The sequence below is a fragment of the Mucilaginibacter jinjuensis genome (assembly GCF_028596025.1).
GTDB classification, from domain to species: Bacteria; Bacteroidota; Bacteroidia; order Sphingobacteriales; family Sphingobacteriaceae; genus Mucilaginibacter; species Mucilaginibacter jinjuensis.
In genome coordinates this window covers 3,722,383-3,746,746 of the sequence record NZ_CP117167.1, presented here as the reverse complement: position 1 = coordinate 3,746,746, position 24,364 = coordinate 3,722,383, and the positions used below count along the sequence as shown (strand labels likewise).

The following is a 24,364-nucleotide window of genomic DNA, read 5'->3' as shown; positions in this document are numbered from 1 at the left end:
TCTGTTATGCTACCATCAAATGATAACTACCCGGTATTTCAGCCCGACCAAATGCTTACTTCAGATAACCTGAACGATCTGTTTGGCTACCTGGAAGAACAAGGTCGCCTTACCAGGACAAACCTGATAGGGATGGGCATAGTATGTGGTTTAGAAGTAACAACCAGTGCCGATGGCAAATCAATTACCATTAGCAAAGGTTGTGGCATAACATCAGAGGGTTATTTGGTTTCGGTTCCCGAGGTTACTTATACATATTATAAGCTTTATGATGCCACACAACAGTTGCAATACGATCGTTTCATCAATGGTGAAGGAAAGCAACCCTACACCTTATATGCCCTAAAACAGGATGCCGCCGAAGAAGATACTATCGCCTTAAGCAGTTTAAATCTGAACGCCAAAGTGGTACTCATTTTTGTTGAGATACTGGAAGTCGGAGCCAAAAACTGTAACCCAGATTCGTGTGACGACAAAGGTGTTAACGCCACCGTAAATTTCGTGCCCATGCTGATAGATCAGGCCAATGCCGATTTATTGGGCGATGTTGCCCCGGTTGATCTCTCAGCCCCTAAAACAAGTAAGAAACCAACGCTTGTATCGGCCAATAATAATTATGTAAGCCTGGCTGAGATCAGGATGAAGAGGGTCGATATTCCGGCTTCTACCTTATCAACTGCATCAGCAATCTTTCTGGCTTATTTAAATGTACTCAGTACAGCATTTCTAAGCAGTTTAGAAACTACGCTCAATAACCTGTACACCACCTTTTCGCCATTGGTTATTGATATTTATCCCGATAACCCTTTTGCAGGACTGGCCGATTCATTTGCCTTTTTGCACACCAATGATCTCACAAGCGACCAACTAACCAGCATTCAGTATTTCTACGACCTGTTTTCGGATGTTTTACTGGCTTATGATGAGTTTCGCAAAACCGGCATACATGTAATAAGCGACTGCTGCTCTACTGATGATCTGTTCCCGCGACATTTATTGTTATCGCTGGCTATTACCTCGGCAAGTCCGGATAAGTTGACTTATCGAAATTACTTTGTCTCTTCGCCCATATTACAGGGTTGTTGCAGCAGTACATTAACCGAGTTGCGGTCGCTGTTTACCCGCATCGTTTTACTGCTCGAGAAGTTCACCATAACACCTCAAACACAAGTAACTATTCCGCCGAGGCGATTCTTTGATACTAAAATTCTATTGAGAAGTAAAGGTCCGGTTATCCGCATCACACCAAGCAAGTTCGGTGAAGTGCCGTTGTCTAAAAAGGCCATACCGTACTATTATAATGTAACCGACGGGCCAGAACAGCTATACACTTATTGGAACTATGGCAAAACGCTTTACAATAAACAAAGTCAGAATTTATCGTACCATGCCATTGAGTATAATGCTGCCGATGATTTTGTAAGAGCACCCTTATCGTATGACCTGGAAGAATACAACTTTCTGCGAATAGAAGGCCACATCGGCATGCCATATACGACTGCTTTGCAAAGCATTCAGGATTTAAAAAATCAAAACCGTTTGCCATTCCAAATTTTAGCGTTAAGCGGTGATATCAATCAGCTTAAACAGCAGATCAACAATTTAACAACCACAAATTCGGCCGCTGGCTTGGCTGATAGTTTAAATATTGATCCTGACGATGTAACCTGCCAGTTTCAGGATATGGAGGCATTGTACGATGCCCTATCTGCCGAGTTGATTACCAAGCTTTGTATGGAAATGGAATATCTCTATAACCAGGATGGTAATTCTAAGCTTCCTGCACCGGCATCTACCGTACCGCAGGTGCCTTTACTTAAAGATAATGATGCGGCATTTCGTTTCGTGCCTGACTCATTCGGGCATTTGTTCGAGAATTATTATGCAACGATTAAGAACCAGGCCTACATCAGCGCCGACGTTTTCTTAGGGACCTTTAACTATTTCAACATAGCCGATATAGGAGATCAAAGGTTTGTACGCGCCCCGCAGAATAACAATACCACAGGTTTTGCCCTGCTATATCACATGGAGAAACTATATGAAGCACTGACGCCAGATTTAACCGACTTCGATATCAATGTTTTCGATACCCGCTATGATGATTTTATGAAAGTGGCCAACGAGGTGAAAAGTATTGTACAGGGCGATCTGGACAATACCATGGCTTCGACTACTAATGCAGCCGGGGTTGTTACGCCCGGCGCAGCCGATGCGGATACCATGCAACAGGAAGATCTGGTGGATCATATTGACGATTTGACGTACATGTGCAAAAAACCGCAGTTTGATGCCTTGTATAAAGATTATATATCCCGCTGGTTGAATGTGCTGATGCTGCAACGCTTCGGTTATTTTATAACCAAGCATCCCGGTATATCGCACAAAGCAGGGGTAACTGTGGGTGGTACTTTTATTATTGTTTACCACGAGCAGACTACTGCTGATACTACAGCGACTAACCCTACAACAGGTGCAACCTTAACAACAGGCTTTTCACTAAGCGATATAGATAAGCTAACACAAACTGGCAGGGTAGGCAGCGGTATTGTTGCCGGATTAAAAGACAAGGGTGGTATTGTGATGACTGATACCAACCTCAACCTGGGTGCGATTGCCACTAAGAAAGGTGCTGTGACAGCCAAAGAAGAAACACCAGCACCCAAGTTGACACCAAAAATGAAAATGCGTGCAGCAGATACTACTTCGGATATTGAAGGCACAGTGGAGGCCAGTGCGCCTGTAGCCACAGACCCTGCAAAATTGGGTATCCAGGAGGCTACAATAAATCTGCAACGCACTGGTTTAAGCAGCATTTTTACCGGCACATTTAAAAATACCATCGAAGGCCTGTTAACGCCAATTGTTTTACCTCCGATTGCTACCCAAAACCTCGATGATATAATTACCGATATTGCCGATGGTACCGTTATAGCCGATTTTTATTTGCCGTATCTCTGTTATTCAGATTGTCCACCTGTAAACTTTATTATCAATACGCCAGCGCCGCCACCGGTTGTGGTACCAGATCCAACTATTACCATCGAGCCTGTTGCTTACTGTATTAACGATACCACAGGCTACAAATTTACAGTTACACCAACAGGGGGGCAGGTTACAGGCGAGGGGGTAACCAATAATTTATTCATACCGTCAGCGGTGAAAATTGACGATGGGGCAGCTAAAAAAGATATCACTATCACTTACACTGCCAATAATAAAACAGCCACAACCGTGGTAACTATTTATGCTATGCCGATAGCATCTTTCACATTTACGCCTAACCCGTCAACTCCGCTGGTTATCCAGTTTAATAATACTTCGGCCTTTAGCGATGGCTTTAGCTGGAATATTAATGGAACAGCGTATCCGGATGAAAACCCTTCTGTCACCTTTAGCGGTGATGGTAATTATACAGCAACCCTTACGGTTACTAATGGGCCTTGTACATCGGCCCCGGTCAGCCAATCGGTAGTTATACAAACTACGCCACCGGTTGATCCAACAAAGATCAAATGTCTGTCCCTGGCAGACCTGGTTAAGACTTACCAAACCTTTGATGCCGATGAAAGAACCATACCGCTGAAGAACGCGAAAACTTATCCGTCTTATGCAGGCATCAGTGACCTTTTCGCGCAGATAGATAAGAATCAAATTGCGGGTAAATCGGCAAGCGTGCAGCAGAAATTTTTTACCGGTTTTACATTTAATAATCTGGGTTTGGCTGATCTGCTGCCCCAATGGATAAGGGCACTTGACGGATTGATACAGAGCAGCAATATAAGCGTGCAGGCTATCACATTATTTCGCTATCTAACAGATATTACACTGTATATAAGCTGCATACAGCCAGAAGATTTGGGCAAGGAAAAAATAGACATGCAGGCCGCGCTCGATACTATCGGCAGGCAGTTGTCCGCTTATGTGAAGATGTATGGAGGAAGTGATGACGACGATCATGCCAACGTGCTGAACAACGTGCAGGTTGATTTAAAGCAGGAGGTAGAAAGGATAAGTCAACCGGATACCCCTGTCTATTTTAACGCAATTAATAATCTGCTTGGCAGTTGGGGAGGAAAGTAATTGGCAATACAGGGTTCACATATCATCCAAAAACAAACGCTTGAATTAACTGTAAATGGGCAGGTTGATGGCCTTAATTTACAGCGCCAAACGGATGATTTGGTGAACAAACAGTTGATGCCCCAACTGGAGCAATTGATGGATAGATATGGCCTATATGAATGGATAAAAATTGATAAGCTGGAGGTTGAGATAGATAACCTGCAATGGGATGATTTCGACAGCAATTTCTCGGCAAGTATTCTCGCCCAGATTGAAAAAGAACTCAGTCGCATTGTATCGGCCAAACCTATCGCCCCTCCAGTTATCGATGATATTCGCGGGGATGGAACGGTAGAAAATCAAGAGCGTTTTATCGGTTTGTTCATGTTTGTATTACAGAATGGTTACTTGCCTTGGTGGAGCACTATAAAAACGGAAGCTGAATGGAAGGAGACCTTTCAGCAAAATCTCGATTCGGGATTGGTTTTAAGTCAGAATCAGACCAAATTACTTAAATCTATATTAAAGCAACAGTTTATTTTATATAGATTAAATAATTATATATCAGTTAATAATAAAATATATTGGCAACTTATCCAACTGATTACTAAAGACGATCCTTCGCTCATTGCTGATCTTCAATACTTTTTTGAAATTGCCGGTAAAGTATATCAACCGGGCATCATTACACCGGTGTTGAAACGTGTTTTGATGCAATCAATAGTAGCATTTGATAATTTATCAGATGCAATTAAATCGTTTTCGGCTTATCTAATCAGCGCAAAACACCTTTTCATTCCGGCTTTAATAGAAAGTAGGAGGTCTGTAGATGACATTAAAGCACCTGAGCACAAAAGCCTGCAAATTGCCTGGAAAGCGATTAGGGATTTATCGTTGCCTGATAATAAAAGGAAAGCCGTATCAGACAAGAAGCAGGTGCGTGTAGATCAACATAAAAAAGGCTATTTATCAGATCAAAATGTAATTCAAAACACAGATAATGAAGATATTTTATCTGAAATAATGGCTAAACTAAAGTTTAGTATTAAAAATGAAAATATTGATATTCAAAATAATATAGAGTTTGTCTCAGAAAATCATTTAATATACATCAACAATGCCGGCCTTGTTATACTCGCGCCATTCTTAAATACGTTTTTTAAGAAATTGGAACTGGTTGAGGAGGGAAAAATCACCAATCCGGCCAAAGCAATTACCCTTCTAAACTACCTCTCAACTGGAAGTTTAGCATTTGATGAATTTGATATTGTGTTGAACAAGGTGCTATGCGGCGAAGCTTTAGAAACCTTTTTTGAACCCGTAAAAATTACCGGTAAAGAAAAGCAGGAAGCTGACGATTTACTTGCTGCTGTGATAGAACATTGGTCGGTATTAAAGAATACTTCACCAGACGGTTTGCGTGGAAATTTCTTACAGCGCGAAGGCCGGTTGATGTTCGAAGATGATAAGTGGAACCTGAAGGTACAGGAGCAATCTTTCGATATGTTGCTGGCTCATTTGCCATGGGGAATTAGCGTGGTTAAGCTGCCCTGTATGCCACATATTTTACATGTAGAATGGATTTAGATTAAGCTAAACAAACGATGCATTCAACTGCCGAAAAAACGGTTAAGCCTACCCATGTTGCCCGCAAGCAAGATGGCCCGGGTACGTTTTTTCGTAAGGCTGGTGAGGATAGTTTTTTCGGTAATAGTAAAGAGCAGAAGCCATCCTTTTTCTCTCCATCTGTACAGGCTAAGTTAACGGTTAGTCAACCCGATGACCCGTATGAGAAAGAAGCCGACCATGTGGCCGAATCTGTAATGAGTATGCCCGAGCCGGTAGCTGCATCCACCCCAAAAGATGAGCCAGAGAAAGTTCAACTAAAAGAAGAAGAACAGCAGGAAGAGGTTGTGCAGCCTAAACTACAATCACCTCAAATTACAGCATTGCAGCGTAAAAAAGATGACGCTACAGTTCAACCCAAGCTATCAGCTATTATTCAGCGAAGCGAAGACTCAAATTACGAAACAGTAAGTGCAGGTGCCGGTTGCGATTCAACAGTGCAATGCAGAGCCAACAATATTAATATCCAGCGCAGCGGCCGCGCACCCCCGCAAAGCACCGGCAATTTCGAGAGTAGTTTAAGTAATTCCAATGGAAGTGGCAGCGCTTTGCCCGATTCGACCCGCTCGTTTATGGAAGGCCGCTTTAATGCCAACTTCGGCGATGTGCGTATCCACACCGGCAGCACAGCTGAGACGCTGAGCAGGGATATTAATGCCCAGGCTTTTACGCATGGCAACAACATTTATTTCAACAGCGGCAAGTATTCGCCGCATACCGTATCGGGCGGCCAATTACTGGCGCACGAGCTTACGCATACCATACAACAAGGTGCCGTTAAAACTAACAGCAACAGTACCATTGCGCGTAAACCCATGATCCAGCGTGCTGCCGATGGTGCAGCATCTATTCCACAACTTAACAACGCCATCGCTAAAGCCAAGGCCGAAGAAGGCAAGGTAAACGCCAACAAAGATGGCGACGATGGTTTCCGTGTGGGCTGGCAGCGCCTGCTCGAATTCTTTAAAACCACATTTGGCGCAGAACGGATTGTACTTGCCGGAGGTGCGGCCGCACCAGGTACCGTACCCGAAGAAAATATTAAAAAGCGCAACAAGGCAATGGGTATGAAACCCAACCAGGACAGGCCAAGTGCAGCCAATACCGAAATGCGCGATGCCATGCCGAGCTGGTGCGGCATCTTTGTTTTCTGGGCCCTGAATAAGGGCGGCGTACCGATGCCTAAGTGGCAACTGGGTGGCCAGAACATTAAACTGGACAGCGCCCGTCCGCCGGGCTCTGCACCGCAACCGGGTGATATTGCCTATCGCAATGCTTTCTCACATTTTGCATTGGTTGAAAAAGTTAGTGGCGGTACCGTTACCACAGTAAATGGCAATACATCGGGCGAAGATAACCTCGGGGCACAAATCCAAACCAAAGACCATCCGTTAAATAACTGGACGGCCTTCTTCGACCCAATTAGAAACAAAACCGGCGAATTGGGTAGCGGCGAAGCAGCAGGCGCGCCACCTCAGCCTAAAACTATGAAGGAACTGCGTAAACAACTCTTCAACGTAGACCGCAAGGCTGAATATGAAACCGAATCAGATCCAATACAGTCCGAAAATTTTGTACAAGCCAAATCAGAGCTAAGCAACTGGAGCATTGATGCATCTGCCAACCCAGTATATACACCGCCTGTGCAAACCAAAACAGGGGATGAAAAACTCCAGGCTAAAGAAGAAGAAAAGCAGGATGAAAAACATATTGGCAATACCACAGAGCATGCCTTGCAAAGAAAAGGAGGAGAGGGTTTCGAGCAAGCATCAGCGGTAAGTAATGATCCGGTTATTTTGGCAGAAAATGCGTCTTCAATAGAAAATAGCTCTGCTTTTGCGGTAGATAATACTAACCACACACCATCCATACAAAAACACGAAGAAGCTGCGGAAGATAGCCGTGGCCCGCCGGTAATACAGCAAAAGACTGAAACCAGTATACAACGCAATGTTATTGATGATGCACTGAACTTCATTGGTTCGGTTACAGATTGTATCACTATCGATCTGGATGAGGCCAAAAAATGCGCTTTGCAAAAAGCAAGGCAAGTGGCATCGCATATCCCGGGTTACCGGGCCTTAGGCGTCATCCTGGGTTCAGACCCTATCACAGGCGAACATATTGAGCAAAACGGTCGCAACTTTATCCAGGCTGCATTTGATGTAATGCCGGGGGGGGATCTACTGTATCGGAAACTGGATGAGATCCATCAACTCGATGCCGCTGCTGCCTGGATTGATACGCAGATTGCAACGGTTAGCGGTATAGTTGCCGATGTAAGCAACCAAATCGATGTGTTCTGGAACCACCTGGGTGCGTCAGATCTGTTGTCGCCATTGGATGTGCTGCGTCATGGTGCCAACATTGTGCTGGGCTTTATTGATAAGATTGTAACGTTTGCCATCAGCGCAGCTGCCGAGCTGCTCAAAATGGTGAAGGATTACCTGCTGACGAAGATCGTCGACTTCATCAAAACGCAAACCCCGGCTTACCCGCTGCTCACAGTTATCTTGGGTAAAGACCCGATTACCGAGCAAAAGGTTGAGCGTAACGGTACCAATATCCTCAACGCCTTGCTCGAGCTGGGTGGCGAAGAGGGCCGTGAACAGCGCAAGCAAATGCAGGACACCGGCTCCTTTAAAAAGGTGGCCGACTACATAGATCGCGGCATAGCCATATTTGGCGACGCTTACGACCAGATAGTACAGGGCTTCAAAAACATCTGGGATCATGTATCTATCAGCAGTCTGATGGATCCGGTTGGTACGTTCACCATGATCTACAATCAGTTTGCTGCCCCGGTAAGCAAGGTGCTGGCCTTTGTGCTGGAGGTTGGTGCAGCGATTCTGCGCTTTATTAAAGAAGTGCTGATGGTGCGGCTGGCCAACTGGGCTAAAACGGTCCGTGGCTATTCGCTGGTAACGGTAATTATCGGCAAAGATCCGTTTACCGGTCAGGATGTGCCGCGAACAACAGAGAACCTCATTAAAGGCTTTATGAGCCTGATGGATGGTGGCGAACAACAGTTTGAACAGCTGAAACAGAGTGGCGCTATTGATCGCACAGCCCAAAAGGTAACGGCTGCTGTTGCGCGGCTCAATATGACACCGCAGAGCATTATCCAGCTCTTTACCGATCTGTGGAATTCGTTCAGCCTCAATGATCTCGTGCATCCAATAGATGCCTTCCAGCGCATTCTGGCTAAGTTTGGTGAGCCGATTGGCAGGTTGATCGCCTTTGTGTTCGAGATCATCAAGATCGTGATTGAGACGATCCTGATCGTGATGAACTTTCCGTTCGATCTCATCAATAATATCATAGCCAAGGCCATGCAGGCTATTGAATTGATTAAGGCCGATCCCATAGGCTTCCTCAAAAACCTGTTACGGGCTATTAAGGAAGGCTTTATGCAGTTCTTTAATAACATCCTCACGCATTTGTGGAATGGCTTGAAAACGTGGTTCTTATCCGAAGTTGAGGCGGCGGGTATCCCGATACCTACGGATTTCTCCCTCATGGGCATTATCAAGTGGCTGTTAGTGGTGCTCGACATCACCATGGAGAAAATTTGGAAGAAACTGGAAGACCGGATTGGCAAAGAAAAGGTTGACCGGATAAAAGCCATGATAGCCAGGGCCGAACAGGTGGCAAGCGCCGTGGGCGAAGCATACGAGTTTATTAAAGACGTGCAGGAGCGCGGTTTTATGGCCGTAATAGCCGATAAGATCAAAGAAAAACTGAGTAATGTTTGGGAGATGGTGCTTGATGCCGTAAAGAGTTTTGTGATGGATCAGATCATCAACAAAGTGACGGCTAAGATACTGAGCATGCTTGATCCAACGGGGATTATGGCTGTAATTAATAGTGCCATTGCCATTTATAAGGCTATCCAATCGTTCATCAGGTACCTGCGCCAAATGCTGGAGATTGTGAACTCGTTTGTAGAAGGAACACTGGAGATAGCGCAAGGCAACACCAAAAAAGCAGCCGACTTTCTGGAACGCTCGCTGGCCAGAGGTGTGCCTATCGTAATCGGGTTCCTGGCTAATCAGGTCGGTTTAAACTTGAGCGAACGGCTTAAAGATGCCCTTGAAATAGTAAGGGCTAAGGTTGATGTTGGCTTAACCTGGGTGATTGACCGGGTGGTAACCATAGTTGAGCGCTTGGTGGATATGGGACGCAATGCGGTGAACAGTGTTTTAACATGGTTAGGCATACGCAAACAATTCAGGTTGCCGAACGGTGAAGATCATACCTTAAAATTCTCTGATGAATCGGCCAATAAACAGCTCATGATCGAGTCGACACCGGTTCCGTTAGAGCATTATATAGCCAACATGAAAGCCCGTTACACAACACCGGCCGCTATTACCCAGTTTGCCATTATTGATGCAAAAATTGCAGCCATTAATACAGAAAAGGCCGAAACCATGAATGCGGAACGCGGGCGGAAGATTCAGGGATTTTTAACGGAAATATCAACTGCAATGCAAGACCCCGCATTTGGGGGCAATGAAATTGTACCGCCAACCCATGTTGATTGGGCTCCGGCCACGGTATTAGGTGGCCCTGTAGGTCATGTAATGACAGCCCAGCCATTGAGTTTTAACCCTGGTCCGTATTCTGGTAGCGAACCTTCAAGTTCGGGTGCAACCGAATTATGGGAGAAAGTGAAAGTAAGGCAAGGTTCGTATGTACAAGGCCACTTGCTAAATCACCATGTACATGGCTCGGGTGGCTTAAAAGAGAACCTGGTGCCAATTAGGGGGCCATTTAATACCCAAATGGAAACCAATGTAGAAACTGTAGTTAAAAACAGGGTTATCGGTAATAAGGAAGTGCTTTACTACCGGGTAGAGGCTGTATTCGGCGGTCAGCCTAACCGGGTAAATGTTCCGGAAGAGGGGCTATTACCGACACAGCTTTTGTTTGATGTAAAAACAATGCGTAAAAAGGCAGGTGCAACCGGCGCTACAGGAACAGACTGGGAAATTGACCCTGCCAGTGCAAACCTTGCTGCAGGCTGGGCAACCCGAGATCACGTTTTAGATCCGGATTCGCCGCCTGCCGTTGCGGCCATGTTAGATGCTGCTACTTTACTTGCAAATGCTACGACAGAGCTGGGTACTACACCAAGTTTAACTTATAGCCAGTTTAAAAACAAAACCGTTATTAACCAAAGGAGCTTGGAAGTATTAGAAACTGCGGGCACTGCCGGGGCAATAACCACATTGTTTGCAACGCATCATCGCGAAGCGGATAAAAATGTCGAACTGGCTTTGGTTACCGCGTTACCAGCTGACCAGGTAACAACATGGACAGGCTTTAAGGCAAACAGGGTATTTTATGACATAGCAGACACGGCAAACACGGAGGTGCAAACTGCCTTTAACAACAAACAGAACACCAACAAAACCAATATTTTCAACAACGCCCAGGCCGCAATTACATCAGCACCTAAAACAATGCTTTGGAGAGATTTTAAAAGAGACCATAACATGAATTTTAATATGGAAGCAGCAAGCCCCGAACAGGCAAGGCTAACAGCTATACAGGATGCATTTGAAACACATATTAATAGTTAATTAAACACAGAAAAATATGAGAGCTTCACCAACCCGGATAATCCGTCGCCGCAAAAGCACAGCACGCGATGGTAGTTTTTTTAAGAAGGAGAATAATGCAGAGCAAACCTTCTTTGCAGATCATACACAAAATGCAAGCTTCTTTCAGCCATCGGCAACGATAAACCGTAAATGCGATGCTTGTGAGGAAGAGCATAATGAAGTACATCGCGCTACTGATAAGAAAGAGGACGAGAAGAAAATTCACAAGGCGGCCGATAAAAAGGAAGAGGAAAAGAAAATCCACAAAGCCGCTGATAAAAAAGATGAGGAGAAAAAAATCCATAAGATGGGTGACAAGAAAGATGATGAAAAAAAAGTTCACCGGTCAACTGCTAAGGAGGACGAGAACAAATACATGCATACCCAGGCCGAGCGCATTGCCGATGAAAAGAAACGGCATGCACACGAGGAAAAAAAGAAAAAACATGAGATAGAAAAAAATAATAAGGAAGAAGAGAAAAAGCTGCATCGTGCTACTGACAAAAAAGAAGACGACAAAAAAATAAAGCGTGCTATCGAGATTGAGGAAAACGAAGAAGAGCACAACCGAAATTTGCCGGTTAAACATGGCGAAGAAGATAGCGAGTTGCGCCTATCAGAAGCAGGTGGGACAGCCACAGGTACTTTAACTACATCAGCATATATCGGTACACTAAACTCGGGCGGCAACAAATTACCTGTAGAAACTACACAGTTTTTTTATGACCGAATGGGTTACAATTTCGATAGCGTAAACATCCATACCGGGGTCGATGCAGCCGAATCTACTAAAGAAGTTAATGCCAAAGCTTACGCGATAGATAACCATATTGTGTTTAATGAGGGCCAATATAATCCCGATAGCCTCGAAGGTAAAAAGCTGTTAGCGCATGAGCTTACGCACGTGGTACAGAATGGTGACAGCACAGAATTGCAGAAATCGCCGGATAATGAAAAGAAGAAAAAATAGTTAAAGATTAGCTTTTTGATTTGATAGTAAATGTGCTATTAATCAATAGGTTTTACTAAATTTATAAAAATCAACTATAAGTTGTGATCCGCTCAATTAAACAACATACCAGTTTAGCATTTCCCATGCAAGCCGCGCTTGATGGCCTGCGTTCGCTTGTTATTGCACGAATAGAAAGCCAGGGCAACGGCACTGCTTTTGATGTGAACGACTGGATTAAGGACGAGAATAACCGGCAGTTATTCGATTACAAAACGAAGCAAAACGTAATCGGACTAAGTGACGAAGACTGGCTGGTGGTATTGCTAACCATTGTGCCGCATCTGCAACCCAACTTCTTTGAATCTATTATCTACGAACACTTCCCCAACGGAGGGGAGCTGCCCGAGTTTGGCGGCACAAAAGGCACCAACCATCGCGGCATGCTGCCAACCGGCGAAACTATCCAGTTTATACTGGCGGGTAATGATCTGGAGAAGCGCTTGCATATCCAGGAGTTATTTTTGGAAGCGCATGTATTTTTTAAACAAGGTATCCTTTGGCTGGAACCAGTCAGAGAAGGAGAGCCACTGATGAGCGGACGGATTATCTTGTCGCAGGAATGGGTAGAGAAGCTGTTGTTCAACAAAGAATGGGTGCCGCGTTTTGGTTTGGATTTTCCGGCCAAAAATATTACCACGCACATGCTTTGGGACGATGTGGTATTGCACCCGCAAACCTTGCAGCAGGTAAATGATATTAGCAGCTGGCTTACACATCATGATAAATTAAATGAGGACGAAAACTTTAAACGCAAGATAAAACCGGGTTACCGGGTGCTGTTCTACGGCCCGTCAGGCACAGGTAAAACGCTTACGGCCGCTTTATTGGGCAGACAGTTTAATAAAGAGGTGTACCGGATTGACCTCTCACAAATTGTAAGCAAATTCATCGGCGAAACAGAAAAGAATCTCGAAAACGTTTTCAAGAAAGCCGAAACCAAAGACTGGATCTTGTTTTTTGATGAAGCGGATGCGCTTTTCGGTAAACGTACTAACGTACAAAGCGCGCACGATAAATATGCCAATCAGGAGGTAAGCTACTTATTACAAAGAGTTGAGGATTATAAGGGATTGCTCATTTTGGCTTCCAACTTTAAAAACAATTTGGATGATGCCTTTATCCGGCGTTTCCATGCGGTAATTCACTTCCCAATGCCTAATCAGAAGGAGCGTTATACGCTTTGGCAAAAATCGATGCCTAAGAGTTTGAAGGTAGACAGTTCTGTAAATCTCAATGAACTATCGGCAAAGTATGAGCTCTCTGGTGCTTCTATACTTAATGCGGTTTATTTTTCTGCCCTGCAGTGCTATTCCCGTAATTCGGACACATTAACTCAAACCGATCTCATTAACGGTATCCGCAAAGAGTTTTTGAAAGAAGAGAAATCGGTATAGCATGCAATTTATTTCTTACGTTTGAGAAAATAAACCCTGCGCATGCTGAATCACATCTCTACAGCGGATATTTTCGTTTTCTTTGGTTATTTTATCATAGTTTCTATATATGGCTACTTCATTTACAACCGTAAAAAGAAAGAAACCAATTCCAGTTCGCAAAGCTTCTTTTTGGCCGAAGGTTCGTTAACCTGGTGGGCTATTGGTGCATCAATCATTGCATCCAACATTTCGGCCGAGCAATTTATCGGTATGAGCGGCGACGGCTTTTTTGCCGGGATAGCAGTAGCCGTGTACGAATGGGTAGGGGCAGCCGCATTGATCATTGTGGCTGTGTTTTTTATGCCGGTGTATATCAAAAACAAGATTTTCACTATGCCGCAGTTTTTGCAGAACCGCTACAACGGTGGCGTGGCGCTGGTGATGTCCATATTCTGGCTGTTTCTTTACGTATTTATCAACCTTACGGCTATTTTATATCTCGGCGCACTGGCTATCAATGGCTTGCTGGGTGGCGGTTACTTTCACGAAGTTATGATAGCCCTGGCCATCTTCGGGGTAATTATAGCGTTGGGTGGCATGCAGGTTGTGGGTTATACCGATGTAATTCAGGTGGGCGTGTTGATTATCGGTGGATTGGCTATTACCTATCTTTCTTTAACCATTGTAAGCGACAAATTCGGTTTCGGGCAGAATGCTTTAACAGGATTTAAACTGCTGATGCAAGATTCGCCAGACCATTTTCATTTAATCTTCAAGAAGCCCGTATCAGGAGCTTCGGCTGCAACCATCAGCAAATATCTGATATTACCTGGCTTTGCTATGTATGTATCGGGCCAGTGGATTAGCAATCTAAATTATTGGGGCTGTAATCAATACATTACCCAGCGCGCTTTAGGTGCTAATATCAAAACAGCCCGTACAGGTATTTTATTCGCGAGTCTGTTAAAGATATTGATGCCCGTAATTGTAATGTTGCCAGGTATTGTTGCTTATGTTTTGTACAAGCATGGCAATTTGCCACAGTTAAGCGGCGGGAGTAAAGATGGTGCTTATTCGGCCATTTTATCGTTTTTGCCTTCGGGCTTAAAGGGTTTATCCTTAGCTGTTTTAACTGCTGCGATTGTAGCATCAGTTGCAGGTAAGGTTAATAGCATTGCTACCATATTTACGCTGGATGTCTACAAGAAATACCTGAAAACATCGGCCACAGAACGCCGCATGGTGTGGACTGGCCGCCTTACCATTATAGCCAGTTTGGTAATTGCTGTTGCCTTTACCTGGAACGATGTTTTAGGCATCGGTGGGGCAGGCGGGTATACATTTGTACAGAAATATTCGAGCTTTGTTAGTCCGGGCGTGATAGCTACATTTTTGCTGGGAATGTTCTGGAAACGTACCACTGCCGAAGCTGCTATAGTTGGTATACTAACCGGCTTTGCGGTATCGGTATTCTTTAATCAGTTTGCGGTGAGTGTGTTTGGTGCTAATACCTGGTTATATTCTGCATTTCCGAATGCTTCGGGTCAGTATGAAATACCTTTCTTTATCTCGCTGAGCTGGTCGTTCCTGATCACGTTTTTGGTGATGATCGGCATCAGTTTATTCGGACCGGAGATTAATGCGAAAGCCATCAGCATCAACAAATCGATGTTTAAGTTAAACACGTCATCTATTGTAATGATCGCAGTAATCTTGTTGATGCTCTCTGTTATTTATGTAAGATATTGGTAGGCGAATGGTTATAAACCATTCGCTCTAACGGTGATCTCGGCAATGTCGAGCACCTGAATATCATCTTCTTTTTCGTGATGTTTAACGCCATCTCGCAGCATCGTCATACAGAAAGGGCAGGCCGAAGCCACGATATTGGCTTGGATAGCAATCGCGTCATCAATCCGTTCATCGCTGATCTCCCTTTTACCTTTTTCGGGCTCTTTAAACATTTGCGCACCGCCAGCACCGCAGCACAAGCCGTTGCTTCTGCAGCGTTTCATTTCTACCAGTTCGGCATCTAAAACCTCCAGTGCAGCACGCGGAGCTTCATAAACGTTATTACCACGACCCAGATAGCAGGCATCGTGATAAGTAATCTTTTTACCCTTGAAACTTTCGCCATCCTGTGTTTTAAGCTTGCCCTCGTCGATTAATTGCTGAATGAGTTGTGTATGGTGGATCACATCATAATTGCCGCCCAACTGCGGATATTCGTTTTTAAGCGTATTAAAACAATGCGGGCAACCTGTTACAATTTTCTTTATTTCATAACCGTTCAACACATCGATGTTAACCATCGCCTGCATCTGGAACAGAAACTCATTTCCTGCGCGTTTGGCGGGGTCGCCAGTACAACTTTCTTCAGTACCTAAAACGGCATAGCTCATGCCTACGTGTTGTAATATCTTACAAATGCTGCGGGTTATTTTTTGTGCCCGCTCATCAAAACTTCCGGCGCAGCCAACCCAAAACAAAATCTCAGGTGTTTTGCCCTCGGCAGCCATCTGCGCCATAGTAGGAACAGTGAGGGTTTCGGATTTTTCAGTTTGTGTTTTTTCTTCAAGGCCTTCAATAGGGCTTTGCCGTTTCGGATGTTCGATTTCGGATTTAGTAGTTTCGGTAACGGGTATATCTTGGTTTAGTTCTTCCATGTTATTCTTCCTTTTTTGTCTTGAATCAGAATTTTAAGAATTCAAGAATTATTAGAATTTATTCGTGTTCGAAGTCATTGCCGAATCGACAAATTGTCTCATTAACAAATTACTCGTGATCTGCCCAATTAAATCGGTCTGCACTCGAGTATTTCCAGGGTGCGCCGTTGTTCTCAACGTTGCCGAACATATTGTTTAGGCTGGCCGGGGCTTGCGATTCTTCCATCACAATATAGCGGCGCATCTCCAGGATAATATTCAGCGGGTCGATGTTTACCGGGCAGGCATCTGTACAGGCATTACATGTAGTGCATGCCCAAAGTTCTTCACGGCTAATATAATTATCTAATAAAGTTTTATCGTCAGTGTAATCTTTGCCATGTTTATCGATGTTGTTGCCCACTTCGGTAATCCGGTCGCGGGTATCCATCATAATTTTGCGGGGCGATAGCAGTTTGCCAGTAATATTAGCCGGACAAACGCTGGTACATCTGCCGCATTCGGTGCAGGTGTACGAGTCCATCAGGTTTTTCCAGGTTAGGTCGGTTACATCTTTCGCGCCAAACCTTCCGGGTTCTGTAGCTTCCGGTGGTGTAAATGACGGATCGAGCATGGCCTTCACCTCATTAGTAACCGAAGGCATATTGGTAAACTGACCTTTAGGAGTCAACTTAGAATAATACACATTTGGGAACGCCATAATAATATGGAAATGCTTGGAGTAGGGCAGGTAGTTTAAGAAAGCCAGTATCCCCACAATGTGGAACCACCAGCAACTGCGCTCAATCATTTCCAGCGATTCGCCTGATGACGGGAGGATAGGTGCAATCAACGAACTTACCGGGAAACTGCCTGCTTTAATGTAGTGGCCGAAATGCATGGCTTGCAATTTAAAATCGCAGGCATTCATGGTTAAGAAGGCGGTCATTAAAAGGATCTCGATGCACAGAATATAGTTAGCGTCCGATTTGGGCCAGCTTTTCATTTCCACACCACTGAAGCGTTTCAGTTTGAGGATATTTCTACGGGCTAAAAACGTAATACAAGATACCAAAACCAGTAAAGCCAATACCTCGAAGCTGCCAATCAGCAAGCCATATAAACTGCCCAGAGGTTTAGAGAAGATACGATGCGAACCAAACAGGCCGTCGATCATAATTTCTAATACCTCGAGGTTGATAATCACAAAGCTCACGTAAATAAAAATGTGCATTATGGCAGCAACCGGGCGTTTTACCATTTTACTTTGACCGAGGGCAACTTTGGTCATTATCTTCCAGCGCTCAGCCGGGTTATCGCTGCGGTCGAGATCTTTACCCAGTAAAATATTACGACGAATTTTACCTGCATTTTTGCTGAACAAAAACACGGCAGCTGCCAGTATCAGGAGGAATATAATTTGTGCAATCATAGGTTTATTATATTATTCAAATTGCGGTTTATCAACTGCCTTTGGCCGATCTGGTCATTTGCTCAATGCCGTCCCACATTTCATCCGTCACCATTTCGAGGCCGTTAAACTGGCCTGCGCCTTGCAGCCACTCGCCGCCGTCAATAGTTATTACGTCGCCGTTAATATAGCCCGAATAATCGGAAATCAGGTAAGCAGCAAGGTTTGCAATTTCCTGGTGTTTGCCCACCCGTTTAAGCGGCACGCGATTTTTAAAATCGAACTTAGCGGCCATTTCTCCCGGTAATAAACGTTCCCAGGCACCTTTTGTTGGGAATGGACCGGGGGCTATAGCGTTGGTACGGATCTGATGCCGTCCCCATTCCGCAGCCAATGAACGCGTCATTGCCAATACACCACCCTTAGCGCACGCCGATGGCACTACATAACCAGAGCCTGTTGAGGCATACGTGGTAATGATATTGAGGATGTTACCTGGTGTTTTTTCTTTAATCCAGTGTTTACCCAGCGCGAGTGAACAGTTAACTGAGCCTTTCAGCACAATATCTATAATGGTAGAAAATGCGTTAGCAGATAAACGCTCTGTAGGCGAAATAAAGTTACCCGCAGCGTTGTTAACCAGAGCGTGTACCGGGCCGAAGGTGTCAAGTGCTTGCTGCAATACGTTTTCGACCTCGTTATAATTACGAACATCGCAGGCTACGGCCAGCACTTTACCGCCGGTTTCGGCTTCCATTTCGGATGCCGTTTTTTGCAGTACATCCAGTTTACGACTGGTGATAACCAAATTAGCACCAAGCTTTAGAAAGTAAGTGCCCATTGCTTTACCCAAACCTGTACCGCCACCGGTTACAATAATGGTTTTGCCTTTAAAAGCATTATCACGCAACATACCGTTATCGCCGCTATCCGGGCTTAAATCATTGATATTAGTTTGTTGCATGATTTAATTTTTAACCGGGTTAGTCAATTTGTCAATTACTTTTTGAAGAATAAACCGCGTCTCTTTCGACCACCATTGTTGCAGCATTTTGTCTAATAACGCGCTGATATCAGCCTGTACATGGCCTAGTAATTCTTTGCGAAGTTGTAATTTGCTCTGGCTCCAGGTGGCAGCGTTCATTTTCATATAAGCGCGAACTTTTTGCTCGGCAAGGGTTAGTACTTCGCTGGCATCTGCAACAACATCAACCAAACCATCAGTATGGGCTTCATTAACATTCAGTAATTTGCCTTCGAGTAAATATTGGTAAGCCTTGCGTTTACCTATCCAAAAAGAGTAGAGCTGGAACACAGAGTCGGGTACGATAATGCCAACCGGGATTTCATTTAAGCCGATGATAAACGGGCCATCTGCCATAATCCTATAATCAGCACCCATAGCAATAATACAACCACCGGCTGGGCTGTGGCCTGTAATGGCAGCAACATAAGGTTTTTTAAAGGCCACTAAGGTTGCCTGCATGAGCAGAAAATTAGTCCAGAAATCTTTGATTTGCTGTTCATCGTAATTGTAAACTTCCATCAGGTCGATACCTGCGGAGAAGAAGCCTTCCTTGCCGGTGATGATTAGTCCGCCAACTTCGTTATTGGCTTCGATATCTTTTACAGCGGCAATCAGCTCAACGAGCATCTCTAAATTAACCGGATTTGCCCGGCCGCGATCTAAAGTGATCACAGCCAGTTTATCCTGTATATTGATTTGAATTGTTTTCATGAAAAGTGGATATGAGGAAATGTTTAATGCGCCAGTGTTGTATTGACAACATCTGTATACATCTGCTCGATTTCGTTTTTGTACTTCTCTAAAATAATGCGGCGTTTCATTTTGCCGGTAGGGGTAAGTTCGCCACCATCTATGGTCCATTCCTCGGGCAATAACGTGAATTTCTTTACCTGCTCAACGTGGTTAAATTCTACATTAAAGGCATCAATAACCGCCTGAAACTGGGCAATAACTACCGGTTGCCTTACCACATCTTGGTGAGATATGAAATTGATCTTATTCTGCTCGCACCATAATTTAAGGTTAGGATAGGATGGAATAATCAGGGCAGATGTAAACTTGCGTTCGGCACCAATCACCATCATCTGCTCAATCAGCGGGCTTTCTTTCATGCGGTTCTCAATAGGCACTGGTGCTACGTATTTACCGCCTGATGTTTTGAAGATCTCTTTCTTACGATCGGTGATCCGCAGAAAACCTTCGTTATCAATCATGCCGATATCGCCTGTAGAAAACCAGCCGTCGTGCAATACTTCGGCAGTAAGTTCCGGGTTTTTGTAATAGCCGACCATGATGTTTGGGCCTTTGGTGAGGATCTCGCCATCTTCGGCAATTTTAACTTGTACATCAGCCAGTAAAGGACCAACTGAACCAAATTTGCGTTTGGTAGGCTCGTATTGGTTAACCGAAATAACAGGTGAAGTTTCGGTTAATCCATAACCTTCCAGAACCACCATTTTAGCGGCTGTAAAGATTCTTTCCAACCTAACCGGGCAGGCCGAACTACCTACTACAATCGCTTTTACATTGCCGCCAATAGCAGCGCGCCATTTGCTGTAAACCAGTTTATCGGCTATGGCCAGTTTTGCATTATACCAGGCACTGGTACCGGTATGTTCAAACTGTTCGGCAATTTTGATAGACCAGAGGAAGATGTTCTTTTTGATGCCGGTAAGCTTATTACCCTCAATCATAATCTTCTCAAACACTTTCTCCAATAAGCGCGGTACCGCGGTAAATATGTAAGGTTTAACCTCTTTCATATTCACGCCAATGGTATCCATGCTTTCGGCGTAATAGATCGAAAAGCCATTAAAGAGATAGATGTAAGTACACATCTTCTCGAAAATGTGGTTCAGCGGTAAAAAGCTCAAAGCCAGTTTTTTCTCAATAGGGATTTGGTTTAGTACCAGGCTCGAACTGTACACATTACTTACAATATTTTTATGCGTTAACATTACACCCTTAGGCCGGCCTGTCGTGCCGGAGGTAAAGATGATTGTAGTTACATCATCTTCCTTAATCTGGTCGCTGATTGATTTGATATTGGCTTTTTCGACTTCAGTTATAGGCTGAAGCAAGGTTTTCCATGAGGTGCAGCTATCCAATTGATCGAAGGAAAAAATGGACTGCAACGTAGGTACATGATCGCGCACGGCATTAATTTTACCGCACAAATCAGCATCACTAACAAACATGCACTTCACGTCTGCTTCTATCAGGATCTGTTCAATCTCTTTTAGGCTGGTGTTAGGGTAGAGGGGCACCAAAATTGCACCGGTTAACTGAACGGCAAGATCGACAATCATCCACTCGGGCCGACCATTGCTAATCAGTCCTACTTTATCGCGGCCTTCGGTTGTGCCGTCGCCGGCAGAGATACCCATAGCCAAAAGAGCAGCGGCCAACTGGTACACTTTCTCGTGCACTTCGGTGGTACTGTATAGTTTCCATTCGCCGTTCACTTTGCCGCTCAGCAAATCTGCCTGCGGGTTTTGGGCCTGGATGTCGATACAATCAAATAATCTGGCTGCGCTCTTCATCATCATAATTGGTTTATAAAAGGTTGGTAGAAGAATTGGTTGTTTAGAAGCAGTATTTATTTTGCTCTATCAGCCTGGCTGCAACTCTTCTCCTGGCCGCTGTGGTATTAATATCTTCTGTTTTTGTAAAGCGTTTAAGGCCAACCATAATCATCCTGCGCTCATCCCCATCAGAGAACGCATTCAGGGCTTCCTTACCTGCTTTAAAAATCTTATCACCAGCATCGCGAATATATACCTGCATCATGTCGATCTGATCCTGTACAGCGGCTTCTCCACGCTGACCGGCCAGTTTTTCGACACGTAACTGCAGTGATTCGCTTACATAAGTTTCAATCACCATATCGGCCAGGTACATTAATACTTCCTGTTCTTTGCCCAGGTTCATCATTAATTTTTGTACAGCTGCACCCGCTACTAAAAGAACTGCTTTCTTAAAGTTAGCAACATATTTCTTCTCTTTGGTGAAAAGATCTTCTTCCTCGGTATTAAAATCTGGAATAGCCATTAATTCTTTGGCAACTGCTTCGGCAGGGCCCATTAAATCCAGCTCGCCTTTCATGGCACGTTTCAGGATCATATCTACCGTCAGCATCCGGTTGATCTCGTTGGTGCCCTCGAAAATACGGTTGATACGGCTGTCGCGATACGCGCGGTCCATTGGTGCCTCGGCGCTGTAGCCCATACCACCGTAAATTTGCACACCTTCATCAACCACATAATCCAACGCTTCTGATGCGTGTACTTTAATGATGGCAGCTTCGATAGCAAATAACTCTGTACCTTTCAGTTTAGCTTTTGATGCTTCCATGCCATTTTCGATCATGTTATGGGTAGCATCTTCAATATTCTGGCTGGCGCGATACATGGCTGCCTCGGTAGCGTAGGTACGGATCACCTGCTCGCCCAGTTTATAACGGATAGCACCATATTTAGAGATAGGGCGACCGAATTGCTCGCGCTCATTAGCATAACGAACTGAGTTAGTAATTACCGATTTAGATGCACCCAAAGCAGCGCCACCCAGTTTAATACGGCCAAGGTTCAGAATGTTTACAGCGATTTTGAAACCGTTGCCTCTTTCTGATAGCAGGTTCTCTACCGGAACTTTACAATCGTTAAAGAACACCTGGCGGGTTGAGCTACCTTTGATGCCCATTTTATGTTCTTCGGGGTTTAATGATAAACCTTCGAAACCGCGTTCAACAATAAATGCGCTCAGGTTTTCGTCATTATCTATCTTGGCAAAGACGGTGTATACATCTGCAAAACCAGCATTAGTGATCCACATTTTTTGTCCGTTGATGATGTAGTGTTTACCATCAGCAGACAGCGTTGCACGGGTTTTGCCAGAGTTGGCATCAGAACCGGCTCCCGGCTCGGTTAAGCAATAAGCGCCTTTCCATTCACCGCTACCCAATTTTGGGATATATTTATTTTTTTGTTCTTCGTTACCGTAATATAAAATTGGAAGGGTACCAATACCGGTATGCGCCATTACCGCCACAGAGAACGATGCACCCGGACCGGTTTTCTCGCTAATCAACATCGCAGTAGGGAAGTCCTTACCGAAACCGCCATATTCTTCAGGTAATGAAACGCTCAAGATACCCAGTTCGCCGGCTTGCTCAACCAGGCTCACCATCAGGCCTTCTTCCTGGTCGTCTATGCGGGCAATGTTGGGTACAACTTTCTGCTCCACAAAATCCTGACAGGTTTGGGCGATCATCAGTTGTTCTTCGTCCCAGTTTTCGGGAATAAACACATCTTCAGCATTTGTTTCCTTAATCAAAAACTCGCCGCCCTTTAAATGCTTGTTTTCTGTTGCTGTGCTCATAATGGTATGTCTTTAATATTTTGATGTTTAATTTAATAGTTCAAAAATCCCTGCGGCACCCTGGCCGGTACCTACGCACATGGTAACCATGCCGTATTTTTTATCACGTTGTTTAAGTTCATCGAATAGTTGAACCGATAGTTTAGCACCGCTGCAACCCAGCGGGTGGCCTAATGCAATAGCTCCGCCGTTCACATTCACAATGTCCTGGTTTAAGTTTAAGCCTTTAATTACAGCCAGTGATTGCGATGCGAAAGCTTCATTTAGTTCGAAAAGATCAATGTCATCCTGTTTCAAACCAGACTTTTTCAACACTTCCGGTATCGCATACAGCGGACCAATACCCATAATCCTCGGCGGAACACCTACTACCGAATAGTTAACCAGTCGGGCAATAGGGGTGAGGTTGTTCTGTTTCATAAAACTTTCGCTAACCACCATTACAAATGCAGCACCATCGCTGGTTTGCGATGAATTGCCTGCGGTAACCATACCTTTAGCATCGAAAACAGGCTTCAGTTTGGCCAATGCTTCGATCGAAGTATCTGCGCGTGGGCCTTCATCTGTATCAATGGTGAAATCTCTTGTTTTACGTTTGCCTTTCTCGTCAACATAAGTTTCTGATACGGTTACGGGAACGATTTGATTTTTAAATCTACCGCCCGAAATTGCACTGATAGCTCTTTGGTGCGAGTTATAAGCAAACTCATCCTGTTCTTCGCGGCCAATGTTGTATTCTTTGGCAACAGCTTCGGCAGTTAAACCCATGCCCCAGTAGTAATCGGGGTGTGCAATGGCTACATCGGCATTAGGTACAATGCGCCAGCCGCCCATTGGCAAAAGGCTCATGCTTTCTACACCACCGGCGATAATACAATCTGAGATTCCTGCGTGTATTTTGGCCGATGCAATGGCGATAGTCTCAAGGCCTGATGCGCAATAACGGTTCACGGTCATGCCGGGTACTTTATCGGTATCTAAAGCCATTAGGGAGATTAAACGGGCTACATTTAAGCCTTGTTCAGCTTCCGGTGTGGCATTGCCAACTATTACGTCTTCAATCTGCTCTTTATCTACATTGGGTACACTTGCCACCAGGTGTTTAATTACATCTGCAGCCAGTGTATCCGGGCGGGTAAAACGGAAGCCACCGCGGGTTGCCTTGCCTACTGCGCTGCGGCTTGCTGCTACTATATATGCGTTCATTTTGTTG

The 24,364-nt window shown here is 44.6% G+C and carries 13 protein-coding genes; 6 read left to right on the top strand and 7 right to left on the bottom strand.

What is annotated here, in order from left to right; all coding sequences use genetic code 11:
* Positions 1 to 6: 6 nt before the first annotated feature.
* The 6 genes from PQO05_RS16685 to PQO05_RS16660 all read left to right on the top strand — a co-directional run bounded on the left by PQO05_RS16685 (position 7) and on the right by PQO05_RS16660 (position 15,440).
* Positions 7 to 4,083: a hypothetical protein gene (locus PQO05_RS16685; RefSeq protein ID WP_273628553.1), complete on the top strand. Its 4,077-nt coding sequence runs from the start codon at positions 7 to 9 to the stop codon at positions 4,081 to 4,083.
* Entirely contained in the window at positions 4,084 to 5,652 is a 1,569-nt protein-coding gene (locus tag PQO05_RS16680; protein ID WP_273628552.1) for a contractile injection system tape measure protein, read from the top strand.
* Between the two features lie 17 nt (positions 5,653 to 5,669).
* The gene (locus PQO05_RS16675; protein WP_273628551.1) at positions 5,670 to 11,279 is read left to right on the top strand and encodes an eCIS core domain-containing protein; all 5,610 of its coding nucleotides are present in this window, start codon (positions 5,670 to 5,672) and stop codon (positions 11,277 to 11,279) included.
* A 16-nt stretch (positions 11,280 to 11,295) separates the two neighbouring features.
* On the top strand, positions 11,296 to 12,270 hold the full coding sequence (locus tag PQO05_RS16670) for an eCIS core domain-containing protein (RefSeq protein WP_273628550.1): 975 nt from the start codon (positions 11,296 to 11,298) through the stop codon (positions 12,268 to 12,270).
* Between the two features lie 83 nt (positions 12,271 to 12,353).
* Positions 12,354 to 13,706 (top strand): ATP-binding protein, encoded by a 1,353-nt coding sequence (locus PQO05_RS16665; RefSeq protein WP_273628549.1) that lies wholly within the window; start codon positions 12,354 to 12,356, stop codon positions 13,704 to 13,706.
* A gap of 42 nt (positions 13,707 to 13,748) precedes the next feature.
* The gene (locus PQO05_RS16660) at positions 13,749 to 15,440 is read left to right on the top strand and encodes a sodium:solute symporter family transporter (RefSeq protein WP_273628548.1); all 1,692 of its coding nucleotides are present in this window, start codon (positions 13,749 to 13,751) and stop codon (positions 15,438 to 15,440) included.
* Positions 15,441 to 15,448: 8 nt separating this feature from the next.
* Here the strand turns inward: PQO05_RS16660 and PQO05_RS16655 are convergent, their stop codons facing one another.
* The 7 genes from PQO05_RS16655 to PQO05_RS16625 all read right to left on the bottom strand — a co-directional run bounded on the left by PQO05_RS16655 (position 15,449) and on the right by PQO05_RS16625 (position 24,357).
* A complete protein-coding gene (locus PQO05_RS16655) occupies positions 15,449 to 16,216 on the bottom strand; it encodes a (Fe-S)-binding protein (protein ID WP_273633534.1) in 768 nt (255 codons plus the stop codon).
* Between the two features lie 247 nt (positions 16,217 to 16,463).
* Entirely contained in the window at positions 16,464 to 17,765 is a 1,302-nt protein-coding gene (locus PQO05_RS16650) for a 4Fe-4S dicluster domain-containing protein (RefSeq protein ID WP_273628546.1), read from the bottom strand.
* 31 nt (positions 17,766 to 17,796) lie between these two features.
* Positions 17,797 to 18,708 (bottom strand): SDR family oxidoreductase, encoded by a 912-nt coding sequence (locus PQO05_RS16645; RefSeq protein WP_273628545.1) that lies wholly within the window; start codon positions 18,706 to 18,708, stop codon positions 17,797 to 17,799.
* A 3-nt stretch (positions 18,709 to 18,711) separates the two neighbouring features.
* Entirely contained in the window at positions 18,712 to 19,482 is a 771-nt protein-coding gene (locus PQO05_RS16640; RefSeq protein ID WP_273628543.1) for an enoyl-CoA hydratase/isomerase family protein, read from the bottom strand.
* Between the two features lie 23 nt (positions 19,483 to 19,505).
* The gene (locus PQO05_RS16635) at positions 19,506 to 21,320 is read right to left on the bottom strand and encodes an AMP-dependent synthetase/ligase (RefSeq protein WP_273628541.1); all 1,815 of its coding nucleotides are present in this window, start codon (positions 21,318 to 21,320) and stop codon (positions 19,506 to 19,508) included.
* Positions 21,321 to 21,357: 37 nt separating this feature from the next.
* A complete protein-coding gene (locus PQO05_RS16630; protein WP_273628539.1) occupies positions 21,358 to 23,151 on the bottom strand; it encodes an acyl-CoA dehydrogenase family protein in 1,794 nt (597 codons plus the stop codon).
* A gap of 27 nt (positions 23,152 to 23,178) precedes the next feature.
* A complete protein-coding gene (locus PQO05_RS16625; RefSeq protein WP_273628537.1) occupies positions 23,179 to 24,357 on the bottom strand; it encodes an acetyl-CoA C-acyltransferase in 1,179 nt (392 codons plus the stop codon).
* Positions 24,358 to 24,364 lie beyond the last annotated feature (7 nt).

Coding starts and splice junctions, on each gene's coding strand:
- PQO05_RS16625 (WP_273628537.1), bottom strand. CDS start 24,357: ATGAACGCATATATAGTAGCAGCAAGCCGCAGCGCAGTAGGCAAGGCA.
- PQO05_RS16660 (WP_273628548.1), top strand. CDS start 13,749: ATGCTGAATCACATCTCTACAGCGGATATTTTCGTTTTCTTTGGTTAT.
- PQO05_RS16630 (WP_273628539.1), bottom strand. CDS start 23,151: ATGAGCACAGCAACAGAAAACAAGCATTTAAAGGGCGGCGAGTTTTTG.
- PQO05_RS16685 (WP_273628553.1), top strand. CDS start 7: ATGCTACCATCAAATGATAACTACCCGGTATTTCAGCCCGACCAAATG.
- PQO05_RS16635 (WP_273628541.1), bottom strand. CDS start 21,320: ATGATGATGAAGAGCGCAGCCAGATTATTTGATTGTATCGACATCCAG.
- PQO05_RS16670 (WP_273628550.1), top strand. CDS start 11,296: ATGAGAGCTTCACCAACCCGGATAATCCGTCGCCGCAAAAGCACAGCA.
- PQO05_RS16655 (WP_273633534.1), bottom strand. CDS start 16,216: ATGGCGCAGATGGCTGCCGAGGGCAAAACACCTGAGATTTTGTTTTGG.
- PQO05_RS16675 (WP_273628551.1), top strand. CDS start 5,670: ATGCATTCAACTGCCGAAAAAACGGTTAAGCCTACCCATGTTGCCCGC.
- PQO05_RS16650 (WP_273628546.1), bottom strand. CDS start 17,765: ATGATTGCACAAATTATATTCCTCCTGATACTGGCAGCTGCCGTGTTT.
- PQO05_RS16640 (WP_273628543.1), bottom strand. CDS start 19,482: ATGAAAACAATTCAAATCAATATACAGGATAAACTGGCTGTGATCACT.
- PQO05_RS16645 (WP_273628545.1), bottom strand. CDS start 18,708: ATGCAACAAACTAATATCAATGATTTAAGCCCGGATAGCGGCGATAAC.